Genomic DNA, 23,734 nt, shown 5'->3' with positions numbered 1-23,734 from the left:
CGGTGCCGGGGCCGGACGTTCACCCCTCGCCGATCACCGCCAGGAGGTCTCCGCCCTCGACCTGCTGGATGCGGCTGATGGCCAGGCGGGAGACCGTCCCGGCCCGCGGGGCGGTGATGGTGGCCTCCATCTTCATCGCCTCGATGGTGGCCACGGTGGCGCCGGCCTCGACCTCGTCGCCTTCGGCGACGGTCAGCGTGACGACGCCGGCGAACGGGGCGGCCACGTGCCGCGGATCGGACTTGTCGGCCTTCTCGGTGACGGGGATGTCGGAGGCCGCGGTGGTGTCCCGCACCTGGATGGGGCGCAGTTGGCCGTTCAGGGTGGACATGACGGTGCGCATGCCGCGCTCGTCGGCCTCGCCGACGGCTTCGAGGGCGATCAGGAGCCGGACGCCGGGTTCGAGGTCCACCGCGTACTCCTTCCCGGGGCGCAGCCCGTAGAAGAAGTCCTTGCTGTCCAGCACGCTGGTGTCGCCGAAGCTGTGGCGGTGGGCGGTGAACTCCTTCGTCGGGCCGGGGAACAGCAGCCGGTTCAGGGCCGCCCTGCGGTCCTTGTCGAGTTCCTCGCGGTCCTGGTCGGTCAGTTCGGTGACGGGCCTGGCGGCGGGTCGGCCCTGCAGGGCCTTGGTGCGGAACGGCTCCGGCCAGCCGCCGGGCGGGGTGCCCAGTTCGCCGCGCAGGAAGCCGATCACCGAGTCCGGGATGTCGAAGCGCTGCGGCTCGGCTTCGAAGTCCGCCGGTGACACGCCCGCGCCGACCAGGTGGAGCGCGAGGTCGCCGACCACCTTCGAGGAGGGGGTGACCTTCACCAGGTGGCCGAGGATGCGGTCGGCGGCGGCGTACATCGCCTCGATGTCCTCGAAGCGGTCGCCGAGACCGAGCGCGATGGCCTGGGTGCGGAGGTTGGAGAGCTGGCCGCCGGGGATCTCGTGGTGGTAGACGCGCCCGGTGGGCGCGGCCAGCCCGGCCTCGAAGGGGGCGTAGACCTTGCGCACCACCTCCCAGTAGGGCTCAAGGTCGCCGACCGCCGCGAGGTCCAGGCCCGTGGGCCGGTCGGAGTGGTCGGTGGCGGCCACGATCGCCGACAGCGACGGCTGGCTGGTGGTGCCCGCCATGGAGGCCACCGCGCCGTCCACCGCGTCCGCGCCCGCGCCGATCGCCGCCAGGTAGGTGGCGAGCTGGCCGCCGGCGGTGTCGTGGGTGTGGAGGTGCACCGGGAGGTCGAACTCCCTGCGCAGCGCGGTCACCAGCTTCGCCGCGGCCGGGGCGCGCAGCAGTCCCGCCATGTCCTTGATCGCCAGTACGTGGGCGCCCGCGGCCACGATCTTCTCGGCGAGCTCCAGGTAGTAGTCGAGGGTGTAGAGCGTCTCGGACGGGTCGGACAGGTCGGAGGTGTAGCACAGGGCGACCTCGGCGACCGCGGTGCCGGTGCGGCGCACGGCGTCGATGGCGGGCCGCATCTGGTCGACGTCGTTGAGGGCGTCGAAGATCCGGAAGATGTCGATGCCGGTGTGCGTGGCCTCCTCGACGAAGGCGTCGGTGACCTCGGCCGGGTAGGGCGTGTAGCCGACGGTGTTGCGGCCGCGCAGCAGCATCTGCAGGCAGATGTTCGGGACGGCCTCGCGCAGCCGGGCGAGCCGCTCCCAGGGGTCCTCGGCGAGGAACCTCAGGGCGACGTCGTAGGTCGCGCCGCCCCAGCACTCCAGGGACAGCAGCTGGGGCAGCGTCCGTGCCACCACGGGGGCCACCGCCAGCAGGTCCTTCGTCCGCACGCGGGTGGCCAGCAGCGACTGGTGGGCGTCGCGGAAGGTGGTGTCGGTGACCCCGATCGTCGGCGCGTCGCGCAGCCACCGCGCGAAGCCCTCCGGGCCCAGTTCGAGGAGCCGCTGCCGCGAGCCGGCGGGCGGCTCGATGCCGGGCAGCGGCGGCAGCTTGGTCGTCGGCTCGACGAGCGCGGGGCGTTCGCCGTGCGGCTTGTTGACGGTGACGTCGGCGAGGTAGGTGAGCAGCTTCGTGCCGCGGTCGGCGGAGTGGCGCGCGGTCAGCAGGTGCGGCCGCTGCTCGATGAACGACGTGGTGACGTTCCCGGCCCGGAAGTCCGGGTCGTCCAGCACGGCCTGGAGGAACGGGATGTTCGTGGCGACGCCGCGGATGCGGAACTCCGCCACGGCCCGCCGGGCGCGGCCGACCGCCGCGCCGAAGTCGCGGCCCCGGCAGGTCAGCTTGACCAGCATGGAGTCGAAGTGCGCGCTGATCTCCGTGCCGGCGTGGGTCGTTCCGCCGTCGAGGCGGATGCCCGAGCCGCCGGGCGAGCGGTAGGCGCTGATCCGGCCGACGTCGGGGCGGAAGCCGTTCGCCGGGTCCTCGGTGGTGATGCGGCACTGGAGCGCGGCCCCGCGCAGCCGCACCGATTCCTGCGAAAGTCCGAGATCGTCCAGCGTCTCGCCGGCGGCGATCCTGAGCTGCGCCTGCACCAGGTCGACGTCGGTGACCTCCTCGGTCACCGTGTGCTCGACCTGGATCCGCGGGTTCATCTCGATGAACACGTGCTTCCCGGCCCGGTCGAGCAGGAACTCCACGGTGCCCGCGTTGCGGTAGCCGATCTGCCGGGCGAACCGCACCGCGTCCGCGCAGATCCGCGCGCGCAGCTCCGGATCCAGGTTCGGCGCGGGCGCCAGCTCGATCACCTTCTGGTGCCGGCGCTGCACCGAGCAGTCGCGTTCGAAGAGATGGATGACGTTGCCCTCGCCGTCCGCGAGGATCTGCACCTCGATGTGCCGCGGTTCGACCACGGCCTTCTCCAGGAACACGGTCGGGTCGCCGAACGCGGAGGCGGCCTCGCGGGACGCCGCCTCGATGGACTCGCGCAGCGTGCCCGGGTCCTCGACGCGCCGCATCCCGCGCCCGCCGCCGCCGGCCACGGCCTTGACGAACAGCGGGAAGCCCAGCTCCCGCGCCGCCCGGACCAGTTCGTCCACGTCGGTGGAGGGCTGCGAGGAGCCGAGCACCGGGACGCCGGCCGCCCGGGCGGCGGCCACCGCGCGCGCCTTGTTGCCCGTCAGTTCCAGGATGTCCGCGCCGGGGCCGACGAACGTGATGCCGGCCTCCTCGCACGCCCGCGCGAGGGCGGGGTTCTCCGACAGGAAGCCGTACCCCGGGTAGACCGCGTCCGCGCCCGCCCGGCGCGCCGCGCGCACGACCTCCTCCACGGAGAGGTACGCGCGCACCGGATGGCCCGGTTCGCCGATCTCGTACGCCTCGTCGGCCTTCAGCCGGTGCAACGAGTTGCGGTCCTCGTACGGGAACACCGCGACGGTCTTCGCGCCCAGCTCATAGCCGGCGCGGAACGCCCGAATCGCGATCTCACCACGGTTGGCAACGAGGATCTTCCGGAGCATTGCGTCTCCCGCTTCTTCGGCCGGACCGTCGGTCGGCTCTTCACCGCGCCTGACACCGCAGAGAACGCTAGCGGCACTGCGTGCCATTGCAAAGGGCACGGCGTGCCCGATTGTCGGCGGCTCGCGCGGTACAGACCCAAGGTGACGGAGTTGCGGCCGGGGCGGGCGCCTTTCTCCGGCCTGCGGCGTGTCTTCACCGCGCCGGCCGGTGGCGGCCCCGGGTCACCCCGGCCGGGCAGCCCGCGCCGCGCGCCTAATCAACCCCGCATGCCGGCGCACCCGTCGCCGTGGCCGGTGCCAGGGCCCGGTCGTGGAAGGCGCGGCGGAGGGCGGTGATGCCGTCGCCCGCTCTCGACGGGTGGACGCGGTTGGTCAGCAGGACGGCGTAGCGGCCGGTCGCGGGGTCGACCCAGATACTGGTGCCGGTGAAGCCGGTGTGCCCGTACGCGTCGGGCCCGAAGGACTGGCCGACCGGGGAGTCCTCCGGGTCCTGGCCCTGCCAGGCGAGGGCGCGGCGCAGTCCCAGGCCCTCGGTGTGGACAGCGGTCATCTGCGCGAAGGTGCCGGGGCGGAGCAGTTCGCGCGCGCCGCCGGCCAGGGACCTGCCGAGGCGTTCCATGTCGGCCAGCGGAGCGAAAAGGCCGGCGTGCCCGCCGACTCCGCCGAGCACCACCGCGTTCTCGTCGTGCACCTCGCCGACCACGACCCGGCCGCGCCACCGGCAGTCCTCGGTGGCCACCGCCCGCCGCCGGGCCTCGGCGTCCGGGCGGAATCCGGTGCCGGTCATGCCGAGCGGGTCGCACACCAGCCGCCGTACGAGCACGTCCAGCGTCTCCCCCGAGGCGGCCTCCGCGATGAGGCCGAGGACGATGAACCCCTGCGAGGAGTACTGGACCCGCGTGCCCGGTTCCGCGGTCAGCGGCAGCACCCGGATCGCCTCCAGCAGGGAGTCGCGCGTGGGGTGTTCGCGGTAGAGCGGGACCTGGCCGGGGATGCCGGAGGTGTGGGCGAGCAGCTGATGGACCGTCAGCCGCGCCTTGTCGCCGCCCCGGTACTCCGGCAGGTGGTCGCCCACGGTGTCGGTCAGCCGCAGGGCGCCCTCGTCGGCCAGCGCCATCACCGCGAGCCCGACCACCGGCTTGGTGACCGAGGCGAGGTCCCACAACTCGCTGCCGTCCAGGGGCTTGCCGCCCCAGCTCCTGGTCCCGGTCCAGCCGCGGTCGAAGGCCCCGTCGGCGTCGCCGACGGACCAGGCCGCCCCGGAGTAGATCAGGCGGTCCCGCCCGTCAGCGAGGAGTTCGGCCGAGCGGCTCATGCGCGTCCTCCGTCACGTCCGGCGTCCTGTACCGCCGCGGCGGAACCGACCACGCCCAGGGCCGGGGCCCGGCCTCCGAGGCCCGCGGAGACGGTGCGGGCGGCCGCCCGCACCATCGGGCCGAACAACCGCACGCTCTCCTGGTCGAGGGTGAACGTCAGTCCCGACAGGGCGATCGCGCCGACCACCCGTCCCGTCCGGTCGACCACGGGCGCGGCGACCGAGCGCACGTCGGGTTCGCCGTAGCCGTCGTCGACCGCGTAGCCGAGTTCGGCCGCGTCCCGCAGCACATCGCGGACCCCGGCGGCGCCGCCGAGCGGGTGCCCGGCCCACTCCCGCGGCGGCACGCCGTCGAGCACCTCGGCGCACTCGCCGGGCGGCAGTGCGGAGAGCATCGCGAGGCCGACGCCGCTGCGGTACAGGGGCGTGCGGCCGCCGGGCGGCATGCCCAGCCGGAACTCGGGGGGCGACTCGGAGTGTTCCAGGTGCACCGCGTCGCCCCCGTGCCGCACCGCGTAGTGGGCGAACTGGCCGGTGCGCCGGTGCAGTTCGGCCAGCACAGGGCGGGCGAGCCGCAGGTCCTGGTCGTCGTGCAGCGCCGCGGCGGCCAGCCCGAGCAGCCGCGGCCCCACCTGGTAGGAGCCGCCCTCGACGGGCTGCGCGAACCCGAACTCCACCATGGTCTGCAGGTGGCGGTGGACGGTCGGCTTCGACAGGCCGGTACGCCGGGCCAGATCGGCCAGCCGGTGCGGCCCGCCGGGCTCCACGAGGGCTTCGAGCACCTCCATCGCCTTGTCGATCGGGCCCTTGACGCGGCCCTCTTCGGTGCTTCGCGTGTTGACGGTCTTCGCCATGTCGCTTAGCTTAGCGCATCACCATTCCATCTGCCGGAACGGATGTGCTGTTCAATGGAACGACTTCGGCGCGCGAGAAGCGTGGACCGCGGGGGCCCGGCCCGACGCGACGTCCTGCGGCTCGGCGGCCTGCTGATCCCCGCTGTCGCGGCCCCTGCGCTGCTCACCGGGTGCGGTACCAACCCGGCGAGCAGCGCGGGGAACGTCCTGCGGGTCTCCCAGTCCGGTGATCCCAAGACCATGGATCCGCACAAGCAGGGCGACATGACGTCGATGAACGCCCTGATCAACATGTTCGACACGCTCACCACCCGCGGCACGGACAACCTGCTGAAGCCGCGGCTGGCGCTGTCCTGGGCCGCCCGCGGGGCGACCACCTGGCGCTTCACGCTGCGTCCCGGCGTCACGTTCCACAACGGCGAGCCGTTCGACGCGGCCGCGGTCAAGTTCAGCATCGAGCGGGTCCTCGACCCCGCGACCAAGTCGCCGATCGTCGAACTCCGCTACGTCAAGGACGTCACCGTCGTCGACCCGCTCACCGTGGACGTGCACACGACCGTGCACGACCCGATCCTGCCGGACAAGCTCTCGCTCTTCGGCGGCATCGTCGTGCCGCCGCGCTACCTGGCCAAGGTCGGGGACGCCGGGTTCGCCGAACACCCGGTCGGCACCGGGCCGTTCACGTTCGTGCGCTGGCAGCGCGACCACGAGCTGCGGATGCGCGCCTTCGCCGGCCACTGGCAGGGGCGCCCGCACGTGGACGCGCTGGTGTTCAGCCCGCAGCCCAACCCCTCGTCCGCGCTGGCCGCGCTGCAGAGCGGCCAGGTCGACCTGGTGGCCGGCCTCACCCCCGACGCGGCCCAGCAGCTCGACGGCTACGGCGGCGTCCGGCTGGACGGCTACACCGGCATCAGGACCTCCTACCTGTCGCTGAACACCCTGGAGAACGGCCCGTTGAAGGACCGCCGGGTGCGGCAGGCGCTCAACCACGCCGTGGACGTGCCGCTGCTGATCAAGGCGGTACTGGGCGGCAAGGCGACCGAGGTGCCCGCGATGATCCCGCGCGGCGCGTTCGGCTTCGACCCCTCGGTCAAGCCGTTCACCCGCTCCGTGGACACCGCCCGCGCACTGCTCGCCGAGGCCGGCTACCCGCGCGGCTTCTCGACCACGCTGACCGCCTCCAACGTGGACTCCAACGTCGCGGAGGCGATCTCCGGCCTGCTGTCCCGGGCCGGCGTGCGCGCCAAGGTCCAGCTCCTGGACCCCGGCACCTACGCCGACCGCCTCACCTCCGACGACCACGGCGCGCTCGGGCCGATGTACCTGGCCGCCAGCACCGTCTGGACGCTGGACGGGGAGAGCATGCTCCAGTCCAACGTGCGCAGCGACCGCCGCCAGAGCCGCTGGCACAGCACGGACGCGGACCGGCTCATCGACGTCGAGGAGCTGTCCGGGGACCCCGCGGAGCGCAAGCGCGCCTTCGCCGACCTCCAGCGGCTGATCCAGCAGGAGGCCCCGTTCGTCCCCCTGTACCAGATCGACAACATCTACGCGCGCAACAACCGTCCCCGCTGGAAGCCGGGGTCCGCCGGCGTGCTGGCCATGCAGACTGCGGAGATCTCCCGATGAGCGACCTCACCCTCCGGCCGCCGCGCGCGGCGAGCCGGCCGCGGCTGGACGCCCGCTCCGGGCTGCTGCGCGCCGTCCTGATACGGATCGGCACGGCGCTGCTCGTGCTGCTGTGCACCGCGACCGTCTCCTTCTTCCTCGTCCGGCTGTCCGGCGACCCGGTCAAGCAGCTGCTCCCGCCGGACGCCACGGCCCAGCAGGAGCACGTGCTGCGCGCCAGCCTGGGTCTGGACCGGCCGCTGATCACGCAGTACCTCGACTTCCTCTGGGGCCTGCTGCACTTCGACTTCGGCACCTCCATCTCCTACAACGAGCCGGTCGGCCACGTGCTCGCCGAGCGGCTGCCGGCCACCCTGCAACTGGCAGGCGCGGCCCTGGTGGTGACCCTCGTCATCGCCCTGCCGGCCGGCATCATCGCGGCCATGCGCCGCGGCCGCGCCTCGGACCGCGGCATCATGACCGGCGTCCTGCTCGGGCAGTCCACCCCGCCGTTCTGGGTGGGCATCCTGCTGATCCTGGTGTTCGCCGTGGGGCTGCACGCGCTGCCCGCCTCCGGGTACGGCACCTTCGCCAACCTCGTGCTGCCGGCCGTCACCCTGTCCGTCTACTCCGTCGCGGTCGTCGCCCGGCTGCTGCGCTCCTCGTTGATCGACGTGCTCTCGTCCGACCACATCCGCACCGCCCGCGCCAAGGGCTTCGGCCCGGTGAAGACGGTGCTCACCCACGGCCTGCGCAACGCGTCGCTGCCGGTGGTCACCGTGATCGGGCTGGAGGTGGGCAGCCTGCTCGGCGGCGCCATCCTCACCGAGCGGGTGTTCTCCTGGCCCGGTGTCGGCCAGTTGACCATCGAGGCCATCTCCAACCGCGACTTCCCGCTGGTCCAGGCGACCGTGCTGTTCTTCGCGGCCACCTTCGTCGTGGTCAACCTGCTGGTCGACCTCTCCTACAGCCTCCTCGACCCGAGGGTGAGGACCTCCCGATGACCATGACCTCCCACGCCGCTCCCGCCGCGCGCCCCGCGGCGAAGGCGAAGCGCGGCCGGCGCCCCGCCGCGCTGGGCACCCTGCTGCGCAACAGACTGGCCGTGGTGGCGCTCGCCCTGCTGGCGGTGCTGCTGGTCGCCGCGGTGTTCGCCCCGCTGCTCGCGCCCGCCGACCCCAACGCGCAGGACCTGCTGATGCGGTTGAAGCCGCCCGCCTGGCAGCACGGCGGCAGCACCGCCCATCTGCTGGGCACCGACCAGCTCGGCCGCGACATGCTCTCCCGGGTCATCTACGGCACCCGCGTCTCGCTCATGGTCGGCGCCGGAGCCGCGCTGCTCGCCGGCGTGATCGGCACCGTGGTGGGCCTGGCCGCCGGCTACTTCGGCGGCTGGCCGGACCGGGTGCTGATGCGGCTGGCGGACGTCCAGCTCGCCTTCCCCTCGATCCTGCTGGCGCTGGCCATCGTCGGGTTCTTCGGCTCCGGCCTCTGGTACGTCATCCTCGTGCTCGGCATCACCGGCTGGGTGTCGTACGCCCGGGTGGTCCGCTCCGAGGTGATGTCGCTGCGCACCCGCGACTTCGTCACCGAGGCACGGGCGATCGGCGTCACCGACGTGGCCATCATGCGCCGCCATCTGCTGCCGAACGTGATGGCGCCGCTGGCCACCATCGGGACGCTGCACATCGCCGCCGCGATCGTCGCGGAGGCGTCCCTGAGCTACCTGGGCCTCGGCGTGCCCAAGGAGACCGTCACCTGGGGATCGATGCTGGCCGACGGCCAGCTGTACCTGGGCACCTCGTGGTGGGTCGCGGTCTTCCCCGGCATCGCCCTGATGCTCACCTCGCTCGCCGTCAACATCACCGGCGACGCCCTGCGGGATGTCGCGGACCCGAAGGCGTACCGCCGATGACCACTGACAAGCCGATCACCACCGGCAGCAAGGCGACCGCGGAGCCGGTCCTGGAGATCGCCGACCTGAGCGTCGACTTCCGGCTGGACTCCACCACCGTGCACGCCGTCCGCGGCGTGAGCCTGCGCCTCGCGCAGGGCGAGACGCTCGCCGTCGTCGGCGAGTCCGGCAGCGGCAAGACGGCCACCGCGCTGTCCGTGCTGCGGCTCAACCCGCAGCCCCCGTGCGTCTACGCGGGCGGCAGGATCCTCTTCGACGGGCGCGACCTGCTGACCCTGTCCGAGAAGGAACTGGGCGCCGTCCGGGGCCAGGACATCGCCATGGTCTTCCAGGACCCGATGACCAGCCTCGACCCGTTGCGCCGGGTCGGGTCCCAGGTCGCCGAGGTGCTCCGGCACCACCGGGGCCTGTCCCGGGCGGAGGCCGACGCGGCCGCCGTCGAGGCGCTGGACGAGGTCGGCGTCCCCGACCCCGAACGCCGGTTCCGGCAGTACCCGCACGAGCTGTCCGGCGGTCTGCGCCAGCGCGTGATGATCGCCGGCGCCCTGGTGGGCCGGCCGCGCGTGCTCATCGCCGACGAGCCGACCACCGCGCTGGACGTCACCGTGCAGCGGCAGATCCTCGACCTCCTGGTCTCCCTCCAGGAGCGGCACGGGATGGCCGTCCTGCTGATCACCCACGACCTCGGCGTGGTCGCCGAGACCGCGGACCGGGTGGCCGTCATGCACCAGGGCCGCGTCGTGGAGACCGGCGACGTGCTGGACGTCTTCCACCGCCCGGCCGACGACTACACCCGCCGGCTGCTGGCCGCCACCCCCCGATTGGAGCTGGCATGACCACCGACGCCAAAGCGGCATCCCGGACCCGCCGGCCCCTCCTGGAACTGGCGGGACTGCGCAAGGAGTTCGGCGGGCGGCACGCGACCGTCGCGGTCGACGACGTGTCGCTGACCGTCGGCGAGGGCGAGACCCTCGCGCTGGTCGGCGAGTCGGGCTGCGGCAAGACCACGCTGACCCGGCTGCTGCTGCGGCTGGAGCAGCCCACCGCCGGCAGCGTGCGCTTCGACGGGCAGGACCTCGGCGCCCTCGCCCCGGCCGAACTGCGCCGTCTGCGCCGCCAGATCCAGGTCGTCCTGCAGGACCCGTACTCCAGCATGAACCCGCGGCTGACCATCTCCGCGATCGTGGCGGAGCCGATGGTCACCCACGAGCCCGAGGCCCGCGGCCGCAGCGCCCGGCGCCACGTCAGGGAACGGGTGGGCGCGCTGCTGGAGTCGGTCGGCCTGGACGGCTCGATCCAGGACCGCTACCCGCACGAGTTCTCCGGCGGGCAGCGCCAGCGGGTGTCCATCGCGCGCGCCCTGGCCGTCGAGCCGCGGCTGATCGTGCTGGACGAGCCGACGAGCGCCCTGGACGTGTCGGTGCAGGCCCGGATCCTCGATCTGCTCGCCGAACTCCAGCAGCGGCGCGGGCTGACCTACTTCTTCGTCTCCCACAACCTCGCCGTCGTGCAGCAGGTGGCCGACCGGATCGCCGTGATGCGGCAGGGCCGGCTGGTCGAGGTCGGGGAGGCGGCGCAGGTGCTGCGCGACCCCCGGCACCCCTACACCCGGCAGCTGCTGGACGCGGTGCCGGTGCCCGATCCGCGCCGGGGCCGCCGGGCCCGCGCCGCGGCGGGGGCCGACGCCGCCGCCACGGCCGGCGGTACCGGCGGCGGCTCCGGCGGGGCGGGCCACGGGGGCCCCGCCACCGCCGGGGGCGGTCGATGACCGTGGACGGGCGGGGCCGCCGCGCGGCGGCCCCGCTACACCTGCGAGAGCACCATCCCGGCGCCGCCGAGCAGCGCCACGTCGTCGACGGCGGCGGTGCTCACCACGACCCGCGGCTTCTCGGCGCCCTCCCAGACCACGTCCGACCGCAGCCGCTCCTCGATCAGCCCGCGGAACCGCTCGCCGCCCTCGCGCGCCTCGCCGTGCAGCACAAACAGGCCGGGCGCGAACAGCTGCTGGACGTTCACCAGGCCCAGCGCGACGTTCTCCGCGTACTCGGCCAGCACCTGCCGCGCGGCCTCGTCCTCGCGGCCCACCAGGGCGGCGAGCGACATCCGCTCCCCCAGGCCGGCGGCCCGCGCCCTGGCCCGCAGCCAGCGGGTGGTGGCGACGGTCTTCCAGCAGCCGCGGCTGCCGCAGGTGCAGCGCTCGCCGCTGGCCGACACGGTCATGTGGGCGCCGCTGCGGCCGCCGGGCGGGGCGAGCACCTGGCCGGCATAGAGGATGCCGACGCCCAGCACCTCCCCGGTGGAGACCGACGCGAACGTGCGGCGGCCGCGGCCGGGGCCGAACCACCGGTCGCCGAGCACCTGGAGCCTGGCGTGGTGCTCCACCCTGACCGGCACCCCGGTCAGCGTCCGCAGCCGCTCCACCACCGGATAGCCGCGCAGCGCCGGCACGTCGTTGACCTCGGTGATCAGCCCCGCGTCGGGGTCGACCAGCCCGGCCGCGGCCACGCCGATGCCCTGCGGCGGGCTGTCGGCGAACACCCGGGCGGCGCGGGCGAGTGCCGCGTCGAGGTCGGCGGGGAGCGCGGCGGCCGCGTCGTACCCGGTCTCGGTCCGTTCCAGCACCGTGCCGGACATGTCCAGGACCGCGGCCCTGATCAGGCCGGGCACCAGCTCGACCGCCCCCAGCCTGCGCGGAGCACGCGGGCGGACCGGTTCCGGTTCGAGCTCGGGCACCAGTCGCAGGGGGAAACGTTCATCGGTCATGGCCCGACTCTGCCACGACCGGCATTCAGGAAGGTAGCGCTGTGATCCACAGAAAACTGGCCGAGTCGACCTGGCAGGAGGTGCGGGCGGCCGGAGCGCGGGGAATCGCGCTGCTCCCCATCGGGTCCCAGGAGCAGCACGCCGGCCACCTGCCGATGGGCACCGACACCCTCCTCGCCGAGGAGGTGCTGGACCGGGCCACGGCCCTGCTTGCGCAGGACGGCGACCTGGAGCTGGTGCGCCTGCCCGCACTCCCCTTCGGCCACAGCCCGCACCACCTGTTCGCGGCCGCGGTGTCGCTCGGTGCGGCGACGCTGGGAGCGGTCCTCGACGACGTCCTGGACTCGCTGGCGACGTCCGGTTACGGCCGGGTCATGGTGGTCAACGGGCACGGCGGGAACGACGAGATCATGCGGCTGGCCGTCAAGCGGTTCGCGCTGCGCCGCGACGTCACCGCCGCGGCGTGCTCGTACTGGACGGTGACCTCCGAGGACGACGGCGGCGCGGACGGCGGGGAGCGTCCCGAGGTCACGCCCGGGCACGCCGGCTGGTTCGAGACGTCGCTGATGCTGGCCGCGCACCCGCACCTGGTCCGCACCCCCGTGGCGGCGCGCGCGCTGGTGGAGCCGCCGCCGCTGTTCGACCACCCGCCGTATCCGGGCCTGACCGTGGAGCGCCACGGCGAGTGGGCCCGGGTCGGCGGGGCGACCGACGACGCGTCGGCGGCCGACGCGGACCGCGGCCGCCGGCTGCTGGAGGCGCGGGCCGAGGGACTGGCCCGCGCGATCCGGGCGTTCGATGCGGCCACCCGCTGAACCCCGGCCCCTGCCACCGCGGCGCCCGGTACCGCCGGGCGCGCCACCGCTGAGCCCGCCGTCACCGGGCCCGGCACCGCAGAGCACCACCGAGTTGGAGAGAAGAAGCATGAAGATCGTCGATGTCGACGTGTGGGTCGTCAACCTGCCGCTGGTCAACCCGTTCACCAGTTCTTTCGAGACGAAGACGGGAGAGACCCGCACGGTGGTCCGCATCCGCACCGACAGCGGCGTCGAGGGCTGGGGCGAGACCATGTGGGGCCGGCCGGTCGCCGCGATCGTCGAGACGCTGGGCAAGGACCTGATCGGCACCAGCCCGTTCGCGCTGGAGAGCTTCCACCGCAGGCACCACATGGTGCCGTTCTTCCACGGCTACCTCGGCTACGCGGCACTCGCCGCCATCGACGTGGCGTGCTGGGACGCGATGGGCAAGGCGACCGGCCAGCCGGTGACCGACCTGCTGGGCGGCCGGGTGCGCGACGAGGTCCCGATCACGGCCCTCATCACCCGCGCGGACGCCCCCGGGGCGAGCGGCGCGGCGCTGGCCGACGCGCTCGCCGAGCACGCGGTGCGGGTGGTCCGGGAGGGCGGCTTCGACGCCGTCAAGCTCAAGGGCACCCGGGACGTCAACGGGGACGTGGCCATCCTGCGGGCGCTGCGGGCGGCGCTTCCCGAGGTGAACCTGCGGGTCGACCCCAACGCGGCCTGGTCGGTGCCGGACTCGGTGCGCGCCGGCATCGCCCTGGAGGAGCTGGACCTGGAGTACCTGGAGGACCCCTGCTCGGGCATCGAGGGCATGAGCCAGGTGAAGGCGAAGGTCCGCATCCCGCTGTGCACCAACATGTGCGTGGTGCGGTTCGAGGAGTTCGCTCCCGCGATGCGGCTGAACGCCGTCGACGTCATCCACGGCGACGTCTACAAATGGGGCGGCATCGCGGCCACCAAGGCGCTCGCCGCGCACTGCGAGACCTTCGGGCTCGGCATGAACCTGCACAGCGGCGGCGAGCTGGGCATCGCGACCGCGGCGCACCTGGCGGTCGTCGCCAGCACGCCGGTGCTCTCCCGGGCCATCGACAGCATGTACTACCTGCACGCCGACGACATCATCGAGCCGCTGCACCTGGAGAACGGGCGGCTGCGGGTGCCGGAGGGCCCCGGTCTCGGCGTCACCGTCGACGAGGACAAGCTGCGGCACTTCGCCGCGGTCAACGAGCGCGAGGGGGACCTGACGCGATGAGCGGGCACGGCAAGCAGGCGGTGCGCACCGAGAACGCACCGCGCCCCGCGGGGGCGTACAGCCAGGGCGTGGTGGGCGCCGGGCTGCTCTTCACGGCCGGGTTCGGCCCGCAGGACCCGGTGACGGGCGCGGTGGCCGACACGGTCGAGGAGCAGACGGCGCAGGTGCTGCGCAACGTGGCGGCGGTGCTGGCGGCCGAGGGGCTGACCACCGACGACGTGCTGAAGGTGACCGTCCACCTCCAGCACCTGCGCCGCGACTTCGCGGCCTACGACGCGGTCTACCGGCAGTTCTTCACCGAGCCGTACCCGGTGCGCACCACCGTCGGCTCGGACCTGATGGACATCCTCGTGGAGATCGACGTCGTTGCCGCACTCCCCCGGTGAAGCGCGGGGCCCCCGGCCGTCGCGGCCGGGGGCCCTGGCCCGGGTCGCCCGGGCGGGTCGCGTGACGGGCGGCGGGTCAGCCCGCCGTGCCGGCGCCGACCGCGGACCGGATGCTGCCGTCGCCCCGGCGCAGCGCCTCGGCCGCCTCGTCGCGGGTCAGGCCGCACAGCAGCATGACGATCGCGGTCTTGGCGTGGCCGTCGGCGGCGGTCAGGGCCCGCTCGGCGTCCTCGGGGGCGGCACCGGTGGCCTGGACGACGATCCGCCGGGCGCGGTCGACCAGCTTGGCGTTGGTGGCGCGCACGTCGACCATCAGGTTCCCGTAGACCTTGCCGAGCCGGACCATGGTGGCCGTGGACAGCATGTTGCAGACGAGCTTCTCCGCGGTGCCGGCCTTCAGGCGGGTGGAGCCGGTGAGCACCTCGGGGCCGGTGACGACCTCGATGGCGATGCCGGCGTGCCGGCTCACCTCGGCGCCGGCGTTGCAGGCGACGGAGACGGTGGCGGCGCCGACCTCGCGCGCGTACCGCAGGCCGCCGACCACGTACGGGGTGCGGCCGCTCGCGGCCAGGCCGACCAGCACGTCGGCGGCGCTCAGCCCGGCCGCCCGCAGATCGTCCACCGCGCGCTGCGGCTCGTCCTCCGCCCCCTCGACGGCGGTGATGAACGCGCCGGGGCCGCCCGCGAGCAGGCCCATGACCTGCTCCGGCGCGGTGCCGAAGGTCGGCGGGCACTCGACGGCGTCCAGCAGGCCGATCCGGCCGCTGGTGCCCGCACCGAGGTAGATCAGCCGGCCGCCCTGCCGCAGCGCCGCCTCGGCGGCCGCCACCGCCTCGGCGATCTCCGGCAGGGCCCGGCGCACCGCGGGGGCGACGGTCCGGTCCTCGTCGTTCATGGCGGCGAGCAGCTCCGCCACCGGCATGGCGTCGAGGCCGGCGGTGCGCTCGTTGCGGGTCTCGGTGCCGAGGCTGCCCAGCGTGCTGATGTCCACGTGGGGTCGTTCCTTTCCGGGTGGTGCGGGCGGCGGTCAGCCGCCGGACGGGGTGCGGCGGCCGGCCGGGCGCTTGCGCCGTTGCACGGCGCCGTAGGTCCGCTGCAGGGCGGTGGCCGTGACGTCGAAGGAGCGTTGCGCCACTCCGACGAACAGGCAGTCCACGACCGCGAGTTGGGCGATACGGCTGACGGTCGCGCCGGACCGGAACGGCGTCTCGCGGGCGCACGTGGTCAGCACGATGTCGGCGGCGGCGGCCAGGCTCGATCGGGGGAAGTTGGTGAGGGCCACGGTGGTGGCGCCGAGTTCGCCGGCCGCCTCCAGGGGCTCCACGGCGTCGGCGGTCTCGCCGGAGTGGGAGATGGCCACGGCCACGTCGCCGGGGCCGAGCAGCGCGGCGGCCGTCAGTGCCGCGTGCACGTCGGTCCATATGAAGGCGATCAGTCCGATGCGGTGCAGCTTCTGCTGCAGGTCCTGGCCGACGAAGGCACTCGCGCCGACGCCGAAGACGTCGATCCTGCGGGCACCGGCGACGGCGTCCACCGCGCGTCCCAGTTCGGCCACGTCGAGGCTGGCGCAGGACTCCTCCAGCGCCCGGACCTCGTTGTAGATGATCTTGCGGACGACGTCGTCCAGCCGGTCCTCGGCGCTGATGTCGGTGCCGAGCGCGGGGCGGTCGCCGCCCAGGGCGTTCTCGTGCGCCGCCGCCGCGGCCAGCGCGAGCCGCAGCTGGGGGTAGTGGGTGAGCCCGACGGCCCGGCAGAAGCGCATGACGGTGGCCGCGGAGGTGGTGGCCCGCTCGGCGAGCGCGCTGATGGCCAGGCCCGCCGCCTGCGCCGGGTCGGCCAGCACGGCGTCGGCCACCCGCCGCTCGGACGGTGCCAGGTCGGGCAGCGCGGTGCGGATGCGCTTGAGGACGTCGACCGCGGCGGGGTCGTGCGACGCCCCCGCGGGTGCGCGACGTGAGACCTGGCGGGCCATGGATCCTCCTGGGTGGGTGGGCGTCAGCGTAGTCTCCCAGCGCACCGGATGGCAAAAAGTTACGAAGCGAGGGGTTCAAAGTTACTTATTGACATCCGGAGGATGTTGTTCCGATACTCGCTCCACCGCACTGTACGGCTGTCGCCACAGGTCACGGCGTACGCCAGCGGTCCCCATCGGCAGGGAAACGGCAACGGAAAGGCAGGCAGATGTCGGCGGTACTGGCCGTGGATCTCGGCAAGACCGGCTGTCGCGCCCAGATCTGGGACGCCGCGGCCGGCGCGGCCGTGGCCGCGGGCGAGGCGCCCGGCGCGCCGGGCCTGGCCGAGTCCGGCGGGGTCGCGGCGGCCGTGTCGTCGGTGCTCGGCGCGGCCCGTCCGCTGCTCGCCCACCTCGGCGGAGACCTGCTGGCCTGCGTGTGCGTGGGTGCGGCCGGTGCCGCCTCGGCGCCCGCCGCCGCCCGCGAGTTCGCCGGGCTGCTCCAGGAGGCGCTGCCCACCGAGCGGACCGCGGTCACCAGCGACGCAGTGACCGCGCACGCCGGCGCCCTCGGCGGCTCCACCGGCGTCGTGCTGGCCGCGGGCACCGGCGCCGTCACCATCGGCCTCGGCGCCGGGACGTTCACCCGCGTCGACGGCTGGGGCCCCTGGCTCGGCGACGAGGGCAGTGGCGCGTGGATCGGCCGCGCGGGCCTGAGGGCCGCGCTGCGCGCCCACGACGGCCGCGGTCCCGCGACCGCGCTCACCGAGGCGGCCGCGCGCCAGTTCGGGCCGCTGGAGCAACTGCCGCACGCGGTCGGCGGCACGGGCAACCCGGCCCGGGCCGCGGCCTCTTTCGCCCCCGCCGTCGCCGGGGCGGCGACCGCCGGCGACGCGGTCGCCACCGCGGTCCTGCGCGAGGCGGCCGGCGCCCTGGCCGAGGCCGTCGCCGCGGCCGCACGCACGGTGGGCGGCGACGGGCCGGTGCCGGTCGCCGTCACCGGCGGCCTGATCCACCTGGGCGCGCCCCTGACCGGTCCCCTGCACGCGCTGCTCGCCCGGTCCGCGCCGCCGCTGGAGATCCGGCCGGCGCTCGGTGACCCGCTCGACGGCGCGCGGCGGCTCGCGCTCGGGGGCTGCGCCGCCCACGAACCCTTCCTCGTCCGCGCCGGCCGCACGGCCGTTCCCGCGGCATCGCCCTGAGGCCGGGGCCGTACCGCTCAGGGCCGGACCACCCCTCCGGCCGGCGGCCCCACCGTCCCATCGTCCCCGGTGTCACCACCGGCCAGTTGTAAGGAGTGAGCGTGCGTCAACTCGACCTCGTGGTGATCGCCGTCTATCTCGTCGCCATCGCCTGGATCGGCCTGCGCCTGTCCGGACGGCAGAAGTCCGCCAAGGACTACTTCGTCGGCGAGGGCCACATGCCCTGGTGGACCGTCTCGTTCTCAGTGGTGGCCACCGAGACCAGCGTCCTGACCGTCATCAGCGTCCCCGGCGGCGCGTACAGCGGGCAGGGCTTCGGCAACGTCGAACTCGCGCTCGGCTACGTCATAGGCCGGATCGTGGTGGCCACCGTGCTGATCCCGCTGTACAAGCGGGGCGGCTTCGTCAGCGCCTACCAGTACCTCGGGCACCGCTTCGGGCTCAAGCTCCAGGGCCTGGCGTCGGTGACGTTCGTGTTCACCCGGCTCCTCGCCGAGGGCGTGCGGCTGTTCGCTTCCGCCATCCCCATCAAGCTGCTGCTCGACGAACTCGGCGTGCACGCCGGCTTCAAGGTCATCATCCTGGTGCTGACGCTGATCACCGTCGTCTACACCTACCTCGGCGGCATCAAGGCGGTCATCTGGACCGACGCCATCCAGATGGGCCTCTACCTCGGCGGCGCCATCCTCGCCATTGCGGTGCTCACCGGCCACGTCGGCGGCCACGGCTTCTCCCAGGCCCTGCACAACGGGCAGTTCAAGCTGTTCGACACGAACTTCGGCCTGCAGCACGTGCTCACCAGTTCGTTCGCGCTGCCCACCGCGATCATCGGCGGCGCCATCTTCGCGATGGCCAGCCACGGTTCCGACCAGCTGATCGTGCAGCGCATCCTGGCCACCCGCACCCTGCGCGACGGCCAGAAGGCGATGATCGCGTCCGGCATCTTCGTCACCATCCAGTTCGCCGCCTTCTCGCTGGTCGGCGCGCTGCTGTGGTCGTACAACAAGGGCCGCAGCTTCAAGGACCTCGGCCTGAGCAGCTCCGACAACCTCTACCCGCAGTTCATCCTGCACAGCCTGCCGGTCGGCATCTCGGGCCTGCTGGTGGCGGGCATCCTGGGCGCCGCGATGGGCTCGCTGTCCTCCGCGCTGAACTCGATGTCGAACTCCACGGTCTCCGACATCGCGCACAACCTCTTCAAGCGCTCACCCTCCGACGAGACGCTGCTGAAGCTGGCCAGGGTCATGACCCTGGTGTGGGCGGTGCTGATGGCGGTGTTCGCCTGCGCCTTCAGCGCCAGCTCCGGCAACGTGTACCTGACCGGCCTGACCATCGCCGGCTACACCTACGGCGCGCTGCTCGGCGCGTTCCTGCTGGGCCGTCTGGTCAAGCGGGCGAACGAGGTCGACGCGGTCGTCGCGTTCGTGGTGACCGTGGCCGTCATGACGTACATCGTGCGCCAGGTGAAGATCGACGTGTCCGTGGCGGGAGCGACCGTGCCCACCGCCATCGCCGCGCAGTGGCTTGTGCCGATCGGCGTCGTCGTGACGCTCGTCGTCGGCGGAGTGATGAGCCTGTTCCACGGCGCCCCGGCCCCGGCCCCCGCCGTGGCCCCGGGCACCGGTACCCACGAGGACCAGGCCGCCGGCCCGATCGACGCGGCGGCCGGCCGGTCCTGACCGGCTCCGGGCGGGGCGTGCCGCGATCCGGCACGCCCCGCCCGGTCTACGGTCGTCTCTGCTGAGCCCGAACCTCCGCTGAGCCAGACCCTCCGCGGAGTCCGGCGCTCCGCGAGGTCCCCTCCTCCGCGGAGTCCACCCACTCCGAAGTCCGCCCCTTTGAACGACGGGAGCCGCATGCGCGTCATCGGCCTGATGTCCGGCACCTCCTACGACGCGATCGAGGCCGCCGCGGCCGACATCACGCTGGAAGGCGACGTCCTCGTGATGCGGCCGCTGGGCCGGATCAGCACGCAGTATCCCGAGGCGCTGCGCGGCGCGATCGCCGCGGCCCTGCCGCCGTCGGCGACGTCCACGGAGGCCGTCTGCACCCTGGACACCGGCATCGGGCAGGCGTTCGCCGACGCCGCGGTGCGCGCCCAGGCCGAACTGTGCGACGGGCGGGCCGACCTCGTGGTCTCGCACGGCCAGACGATGCACCACTGGGTGCTCGACGGCGTGGTGCGCGGCACCCTCCAACTCGGCCAGCCCGCCTGGATCGCCGAGGCCACCGGGCTGCCGGTGGTGTCCGACCTGCGCAGCCGCGACGTGGCCGCCGGCGGGCAGGGCGCCCCGCTGGTCGGCCTGACCGACACGCTGCTGCTGCGCGGGCTGCCCGGGGTCCCGGCGGCCCTCAACCTCGGCGGCATCGCCAACATCACGGTGGTCGCCCCCGGCACCGACCCGGTCGCCTTCGACACCGGACCCGCCAACGCCCTTCTCGACGCGGCGGTGCGGCACTTCACATCGGGCGCCGCAGCGTACGACGAGTCCGGCCGCGGCGCCGCCGCCGGCACCGTCTCCCCCGCCCTGCTGGGCAGGCTGCTGGACGAGCCGTACTACGCGCTGCCCGCGCCCAAGAGCACCGGCAAGGAGCTGTTCCACCTGCCGTACCTGCTGGCCGCGCTCGCCGACGTGCCCACCCCCGACCCGAACGACGTACTCGCCACGCTCACCCGGCTGACCGCGGTCACGGTGGCCGGCGCGTGCCGGGACCGGGGCGTGACGCAACTGGCCGTCTCGGGCGGCGGCGCGCACAATCCCGTCATGATGCGCATGATCGCCGGCGAACTGCCGGGCGTGCGGCTGCTGTCCAGCGACGACCTCGGGGTGCCGTCCGACGCGAAAGAGGCGCTGGCGTTCGCGGTGCTGGGGTTCCTGACCGTGCACGGGCTGCCGGGCACCCTGCCGTCGGCGACCGGCGCCCGGCATGCTTCGCTGCTGGGCAGCATCACCCCCGGTCGCGGGCCGCTCAGGCTCCCCGCGCCCGCCGCGGTGGCGCCGCGTACGCTGCGGGTGGCCACCCCCGGCGCCCCGGGCGACGGCCCGGCAGCCGCCCCCTCGACCTGCTGAACCCCTCGCCCCCGACGCCGTCCTGGAGAAGCCGCATGAGCCGCACCGCACGAACGTCCGCCACCCACGCCCCGGAAGGTGCCGCACCGGACGGCGAGGGCGCGGCCGACCTGGTGGCGATGCTGCGCGCGTGCGTCGCCGACCCGGCGCGCGTGTCGGCCGAGTTGCCCCGCCGCGCCGCGCTGGCCCATGACGCCTCGCCGTACCTGCTGACGCCGCAGGCCGTGGTCCGGGCGGCGTCCGCCGCGGAGGTCGCGGCGCTGATGGCCGGCGCCCGCGAGGCGGGGATACCGCTCACCCTGCGCTCCGGCGGCACCAGCCTGTCCGGCCAGGCCGGCGGCGACGGCGTGATGGTCGACGTCCGCACCCACTGGCGCGAGGCCGAGGTGCTCGACGACGGCCACCGCATCCGCCTGCAGCCGGGCCTGACGGTCCGTCAGGCCAACGCGCGGCTGGCCCGCTACGGGCGCAGGCTCGGACCGGACCCGGCCAGCGAGTCGGCGTGCACCGTCGGCGGGATGGTGGCGAACAACTCCAGCGGCATGAACTGCGGGACGAAGGACAACGCCTACCGGACCCTGGAATCGCTCCAGTTCGTGCTGCCGTCCGGCACCGTGGTCGACTCGGCCGCCCGCGACGCCGACGACCGGCTGCGCGACCGCGAGCCGGAGCTGCACGCGGGCCTGCTGCGGCTGCGCGACCGGGTCCGGTCCTCGCCGCAGGCCAGGGCGACCGTGGAGCGGCTGTTCGCCATGAAGAACACCATGGGGTACGGCCTGAACTCCTTCCTCGACCACTCCTCGCCGGTGGACATGCTCGCCCATCTGATGGTCGGCAGCGAGGGCACCCTCGGCTTCGTGGGCGAGGCGGTGTTCCGTACCGTCCCGGTGCTCCCGCACTCCGCGACCGGGCTGCTGATCCTTCCCGGGCTGGCCGAGGCGACCGACGCCCTGCCCGCCCTGCTCGCCGCCGGCGCCCGCACCGCGGAACTGCTCGACGCGGCCTCGCTGCGGGTGGCGCAGGTCGCGCCCGACGCGAGCCCGGCGCTACGCGGCCTGCGGGTCGAGGGGCACGCCGCCCTGCTGGTCGAATTCGCCGAGGACCGGGCCGAGGAGCTGGAACAGGTCCTGGCCGCGGCCCGCCCGGTGCTCGACGCGCTGCCCGCGGTGACGGGCACGGCGCTGACCCGCGACGCCCGGGAGCGGGCCGCGATGTGGCACGCGCGCAAGGGCCTGTACACCGCCGTCGCCGGAGCGCGCCCGGTGGGGACGACCGCGCTGCTGGAGGACATCGCCGTCCCCATGGAACGGCTCACCGGCACCTGCGAGGGGCTGACCGGCCTGTTCGACCGGCACGGCTACCAGGACGCGGTGATCTTCGGGCACGCCCGCGACGGCAACCTGCACTTCATGCTCACCCAGCGGTTCGACACCTCCGCGGAGGTCGACCGCTACGCGCGCTTCACCGACGACATGGTCGACCTGGTGCTGCGCGAAGGCGGCACCCTCAAGGCCGAGCACGGCACCGGCCGGGCCATGGCGCCGTTCGTCCGCCGCCAGTACGGCGACGACCTGTACGAGGTGATGCGCGAACTCAAGCGGCTCTGCGACCCGTCGGGCGTGCTGAACCCCGGCGTGCTGCTGGACGACGACCCGACGGTCCACCTGCGGCGGCTCAAGGACGTGCCCGCGGTGGACGCCGACGTGGACCGCTGCGTGGAGTGCGGCTACTGCGAACCGGTCTGCCCGACGGCCGACGTCACCACCACCCCGCGGCAGCGCATCGCCCTGCAGCGGGAGATCGCGCTGGCGATCGCCGCGGGCGACGACGAGCGCCGCAGGGTTCTGGAGGAGGACTACGCGTACGCGGGTGTCGACAGCTGCGCGGCCGACAGCCTGTGCGTGACCGCCTGCCCGGTCACCATCGACACCGGCGCGGTGATGAAGCGGCTGCGCGGCGACCGGCACAGCGCGTTCGCGCAGGCCGCGGGCCGCACCACGGCCCGCCACTGGGGCGGCGCCGTCAAGGGCGTGCGGCTCGGCCTGGGCGCGGCCCACGCGGCGCCCGCGCCGGTGGTGCGCGCCGCGACCTCCGCGGCGCGCCGGCTCGGCGCCGGCGAGCTCGTCCCCGACTGGGCGGCGGGCGTCCCCCGCGCCGGCACGCCGCGGCCCGCGGCGCGGCAGGCGCCCGGCGCGCGGGCGGTGTTCTTCGCCGCGTGCATCGGCAGCGTCTTCACCGGCGAGCAGGACGACGCGCCGGCCGGCTCCCGTCCCGCCGGTGCCGCCGCCGCGTTCCTCCACCTGTGCGACCGCGCGGGCGTGCCGGTGACCGTGCCGGAGGGCCTGTCCGGGCTGTGCTGCGGCACCCCGTGGCAGTCCAAGGGCTACACCGAGGGGCACGGCGCGATGGCGTCCCGCACGCTCCAGGTGCTGTGGGAGGCCAGCGACCACGGGCGGCTCCCCGTGGTCTGCGACGCCTCCTCCTGCACGCACGGCCTGGAGCAGCTGGCCGGGGCGCTGCCCGAGGAGGAGCGGGCACGCTACGAGGCGCTGCGGTTCACCGACAGCGTGACCTTCACCCGCGAGCACGTGCTGCCCGCGCTGCCGGAACCGCGCCGGGTGAAGTCCCTGGCGCTGCACCCGACGTGCTCCACCGTGCATCTCGGGATCACCGACGACCTGCGCGCCCTCGCCGGCGCGGTGGCCGCCGAGGTGACGGTGCCCGACGCGTGGGGCTGCTGCGCGTTCGCGGGCGACCGCGGGCTGCTGCACCCGGAGGTCACGCAGTCGGCGACGTCCGCGCAGGCCGCGGAGGTCAACCGCCGTTCCCACGACGCCTACGCGTCGTGCAACCTCACCTGCGAGATCGGCATGAGCCGGGCCACGGGCAAGCCGTACCGCCACATCCTGGAGATCCTCGCGGACGCCGTCGACTGACGAGCGTCACCGCGCCCGTCCTCCCCCGGGGGATCAACCGCCCGCGGCCGCACGGCCGTCGACGGATCACCCCGGCACCCGCGATCCTCCGGGGCGAGGAACTGCCGCTCGCCGGAGGAGCGGTGGCCACGGCCCGCCGCGGTGCGGGCGAGGACGACGGCCGAGGCGCGCGGGCGGGGACCGGGGGACGGCGCACGGTCGGGGACCGGGGAGCCGGAGGTCTGCCGTTTTGTCCCCCGGGTCTTCGGGCGTGCCGTCGTGCTGGCCCGGCCGGTCGAACC

18 protein-coding genes are annotated in these 23,734 nt (G+C 74.1%); 12 read left to right on the top strand and 6 right to left on the bottom strand.

Annotated elements, in window-relative coordinates:
- Window positions 1-19 precede the first annotated feature (19 nt).
- From ACH4TG_RS26705 to ACH4TG_RS26695, 3 genes are all read right to left on the bottom strand, one after another.
- On the bottom strand, window positions 20-3,400 hold the full coding sequence (locus ACH4TG_RS26705) for a pyruvate carboxylase (RefSeq protein WP_398245061.1): 3,381 nt from the start codon (window positions 3,398-3,400) through the stop codon (window positions 20-22).
- 253 nt (window positions 3,401-3,653) lie between these two features.
- Window positions 3,654-4,715 carry a serine hydrolase domain-containing protein gene (locus ACH4TG_RS26700; RefSeq protein WP_398245060.1) on the bottom strand — a complete coding sequence of 354 codons (1,062 nt, stop codon included), beginning with the start codon at window positions 4,713-4,715 and terminating at the stop codon, window positions 3,654-3,656.
- Entirely contained in the window at window positions 4,712-5,569 is an 858-nt protein-coding gene (locus tag ACH4TG_RS26695; protein ID WP_398245059.1) for an IclR family transcriptional regulator, read from the bottom strand. The genes ACH4TG_RS26700 and ACH4TG_RS26695 overlap by 4 nt, the downstream gene beginning before the upstream one ends.
- A gap of 81 nt (window positions 5,570-5,650) precedes the next feature.
- Here ACH4TG_RS26695 and ACH4TG_RS26690 point away from each other — a divergent pair, with 81 nt between their 5' ends.
- The 5 genes from ACH4TG_RS26690 to ACH4TG_RS26670 are packed head-to-tail and all read left to right on the top strand — an operon-like array spanning window position 5,651 to window position 10,860.
- Complete coding sequence (locus tag ACH4TG_RS26690) at window positions 5,651-7,198, top strand: ABC transporter substrate-binding protein (protein ID WP_398245058.1); 1,548 nt, start codon at window positions 5,651-5,653, stop codon at window positions 7,196-7,198.
- Entirely contained in the window at window positions 7,195-8,181 is a 987-nt protein-coding gene (locus tag ACH4TG_RS26685) for an ABC transporter permease (protein WP_398245057.1), read from the top strand. Before ACH4TG_RS26690 ends, ACH4TG_RS26685 begins: the two co-directional genes overlap by 4 nt.
- Window positions 8,178-9,092, top strand: a complete 915-nt coding sequence (locus ACH4TG_RS26680) for an ABC transporter permease (RefSeq protein ID WP_398245056.1) — start codon at window positions 8,178-8,180, stop codon at window positions 9,090-9,092. Before ACH4TG_RS26685 ends, ACH4TG_RS26680 begins: the two co-directional genes overlap by 4 nt.
- Window positions 9,089-9,928 carry an ATP-binding cassette domain-containing protein gene (locus ACH4TG_RS26675; RefSeq protein ID WP_398245054.1) on the top strand — a complete coding sequence of 280 codons (840 nt, stop codon included), beginning with the start codon at window positions 9,089-9,091 and terminating at the stop codon, window positions 9,926-9,928. Before ACH4TG_RS26680 ends, ACH4TG_RS26675 begins: the two co-directional genes overlap by 4 nt.
- The gene (locus ACH4TG_RS26670) at window positions 9,925-10,860 is read left to right on the top strand and encodes an ATP-binding cassette domain-containing protein (protein ID WP_398245053.1); all 936 of its coding nucleotides are present in this window, start codon (window positions 9,925-9,927) and stop codon (window positions 10,858-10,860) included. The genes ACH4TG_RS26675 and ACH4TG_RS26670 overlap by 4 nt, the downstream gene beginning before the upstream one ends.
- 35 nt (window positions 10,861-10,895) lie before the next feature.
- Here the strand turns inward: ACH4TG_RS26670 and ACH4TG_RS26665 are convergent, their stop codons facing one another.
- Window positions 10,896-11,855, bottom strand: coding sequence for an ROK family protein (locus tag ACH4TG_RS26665; protein WP_398245052.1), 960 nt, complete (start codon window positions 11,853-11,855; stop codon window positions 10,896-10,898).
- 41 nt (window positions 11,856-11,896) lie between these two features.
- Between ACH4TG_RS26665 and ACH4TG_RS26660 the strand changes: the two genes are divergently transcribed.
- From ACH4TG_RS26660 to ACH4TG_RS26650, 3 genes are all read left to right on the top strand, one after another.
- Window positions 11,897-12,670 carry a creatininase family protein gene (locus ACH4TG_RS26660; RefSeq protein WP_398245051.1) on the top strand — a complete coding sequence of 258 codons (774 nt, stop codon included), beginning with the start codon at window positions 11,897-11,899 and terminating at the stop codon, window positions 12,668-12,670.
- A gap of 109 nt (window positions 12,671-12,779) precedes the next feature.
- A complete protein-coding gene (locus tag ACH4TG_RS26655; protein ID WP_398245050.1) occupies window positions 12,780-13,907 on the top strand; it encodes a mandelate racemase/muconate lactonizing enzyme family protein in 1,128 nt (375 codons plus the stop codon).
- On the top strand, window positions 13,904-14,293 hold the full coding sequence (locus ACH4TG_RS26650) for a RidA family protein (protein ID WP_398245049.1): 390 nt from the start codon (window positions 13,904-13,906) through the stop codon (window positions 14,291-14,293). Before ACH4TG_RS26655 ends, ACH4TG_RS26650 begins: the two co-directional genes overlap by 4 nt.
- A 76-nt stretch (window positions 14,294-14,369) precedes the next feature.
- On the opposite strand, the gene murQ is transcribed toward ACH4TG_RS26650, so the two are convergent.
- Window positions 14,370-15,284 carry an N-acetylmuramic acid 6-phosphate etherase gene (murQ, locus tag ACH4TG_RS26645; protein WP_398245048.1) on the bottom strand — a complete coding sequence of 305 codons (915 nt, stop codon included), beginning with the start codon at window positions 15,282-15,284 and terminating at the stop codon, window positions 14,370-14,372.
- Window positions 15,285-15,320: 36 nt separating this feature from the next.
- Window positions 15,321-16,265, bottom strand: coding sequence for a MurR/RpiR family transcriptional regulator (locus ACH4TG_RS26640; RefSeq protein ID WP_398245047.1), 945 nt, complete (start codon window positions 16,263-16,265; stop codon window positions 15,321-15,323).
- 209 nt (window positions 16,266-16,474) lie between these two features.
- On the opposite strand from ACH4TG_RS26640, the gene ACH4TG_RS26635 reads away from it, so the two are divergent.
- The 4 genes from ACH4TG_RS26635 (at window position 16,475) to ACH4TG_RS26620 (ending at window position 23,453) form a co-directional block, all read left to right on the top strand.
- Window positions 16,475-17,446: an N-acetylglucosamine kinase gene (locus tag ACH4TG_RS26635; RefSeq protein WP_398245046.1), complete on the top strand. Its 972-nt coding sequence runs from the start codon at window positions 16,475-16,477 to the stop codon at window positions 17,444-17,446.
- Between the two features lie 101 nt (window positions 17,447-17,547).
- On the top strand, window positions 17,548-19,125 hold the full coding sequence (locus ACH4TG_RS26630; RefSeq protein WP_398245045.1) for a sodium:solute symporter: 1,578 nt from the start codon (window positions 17,548-17,550) through the stop codon (window positions 19,123-19,125).
- A gap of 177 nt (window positions 19,126-19,302) precedes the next feature.
- Window positions 19,303-20,517 carry an anhydro-N-acetylmuramic acid kinase gene (locus tag ACH4TG_RS26625; protein ID WP_398245044.1) on the top strand — a complete coding sequence of 405 codons (1,215 nt, stop codon included), beginning with the start codon at window positions 19,303-19,305 and terminating at the stop codon, window positions 20,515-20,517.
- A gap of 35 nt (window positions 20,518-20,552) precedes the next feature.
- Entirely contained in the window at window positions 20,553-23,453 is a 2,901-nt protein-coding gene (locus tag ACH4TG_RS26620; protein WP_398245043.1) for an FAD-binding and (Fe-S)-binding domain-containing protein, read from the top strand.
- Window positions 23,454-23,734: the final 281 nt, after the last annotated feature.

The sequence above is a fragment of the Streptomyces sp. NPDC020917 genome, from assembly GCF_044333795.1.
Classification (GTDB): domain Bacteria; phylum Actinomycetota; class Actinomycetes; order Streptomycetales; family Streptomycetaceae; genus Actinacidiphila.
This window is presented reverse-complemented; position numbering and strand designations above follow the sequence as displayed.